The 1,047-nt window shown below is 44.2% G+C and carries 1 pseudogene; it reads left to right on the plus strand.

The window, feature by feature from the left end:
• Positions 1-113: 113 nt before the first annotated feature.
• Positions 114-827 (plus strand): annotated as a pseudogene (locus IQ242_RS25550) (DegT/DnrJ/EryC1/StrS family aminotransferase); the annotation flags it as partial.
• Positions 828-1,047: the final 220 nt, after the last annotated feature.

Here is a 1,047-nt window from a genome sequence, read left to right on the forward strand (position 1 = left end):
ATGTTCCCAAAAAATATAGAAGAGTTAATGCAAATTAGCCGCTATCGGTTGAAGGATTACATCAAAGGACAAAGAGCGATATCGCTTGCCCTATCTACCTTCTAGCTCGCTTGTCCCCCTCTCAGGTGATTCTCCCCACTTTTACCATCATTTCCTGCGGGGCTGCCATTGTCAAAGCCGGGGCGATTCCCGTGGTGGTGGACTGCGAAGCGCAGACTTGGAACATGGATATCGCTCAGATAGAGGCAAAAATCACGCCCCGCACTAAAGCGATAATGGTGGTTCATATCTACGGATTACCGGTGGCAATGACTCCAGTTTTAGAATTAGCTCAAAAATACGGTTTAAAAATTATTGAAGATGCGGCTGAAATGCACGGTCAAACCTATCAAGGCAAACCCTGTGGCAGTTTCGGTGATATCAGCATCTTTAGTTTCTATTCCAACAAACATATTACCACTGGGGAAGGGGGCATGATTGTCACCAACCAAGAGGATATTTTTGAGCGTTGTCGTTCCCTGAGAAATTTATATTTTCAGCCCCAACGACGTTTTATTCACGAAGAACTGGGCTGGAATCTGAGGATGACTAATCTGCAAGCGGCAGTGGGTTTAGCACAATTAGAACAGCTAGAAACTTTTGTCCAGCGCAAGAGAAAAATGGGCAGACGCTACAGGGAATTATTGCAAAATATCCCCTCTCTAGAATTGCCCCTACCTCAAACCGATTATGCCGAAAATATTTATTGGGTTTATGGTGTTGTTCTCAAAGATGAGGTTAACTTTGATGCTACGGAAGCGATGAAACGCCTCAAAGAACATCAGATCCCACATTCCGCACCCTCAACTGTCACATAAGCTGTCCCCCTCCAGAGACTTGAGTAAAAATACTTATCTGGTGAAGATTTTCTCGGTGGCCGCTAGGGGGGTCTTGAGACCCCTAATTATGAAAAAATAGGAATTGTTGGAAAACTTAGGCAGTGGGCTGTTCGACCATGAATCAATCAACAGAAATTGAAGTCAAAAATCTAGACCATCTGGGATTAGT

Origin of the sequence: Microcystis sp. LEGE 08355 (genome assembly GCF_015207185.1) — a bacterium.
GTDB classification, from domain to species: domain Bacteria; phylum Cyanobacteriota; class Cyanobacteriia; order Cyanobacteriales; family Microcystaceae; genus Microcystis; species Microcystis panniformis.